This window comes from Shewanella sp. 1180_01, from assembly GCF_052850535.1.
The window spans coordinates 1-277 of record NZ_VXCT01000222.1 but is presented as its reverse complement, the minus strand read 5'-3'; the positions used below and the strand labels follow the sequence as shown (position 1 = coordinate 277).

At 34.3% G+C, this 277-nt stretch carries 1 protein-coding gene; it reads right to left on the bottom strand.

The genetic code is table 11. The annotated features are described in order from the left end of the window. A partial coding sequence (locus FW758_RS24950) for a hypothetical protein (protein WP_446446863.1) occupies positions 1–184 on the bottom strand: 184 nt, incomplete at its 3' end. Positions 185–277: the final 93 nt, after the last annotated feature.

The following is a 277-nucleotide window of genomic DNA, read 5'->3' as shown; positions in this document are numbered from 1 at the left end:
CACATGACAAACACTGAAACGTAGCAAAACCTAACGCCTCACTCCCACAATCCATCATCTTTTTAATTTCTGAATGATAATACGGTTTATTGTATCTGGGGTGTTTAATGGTAAAGCTTATCCAATGGTTTAAGAAAATGGATTTAAAGCGCAATAATTTCTTTTTAATCCCTTTTAAATTCATACCACTACACTGAATGAGCTAATAACTGGGCCATTACATTAATATCTCTGCCTTCAAAAGCCAACAATATCTTAAGAGAAAGTCGAAACCTAG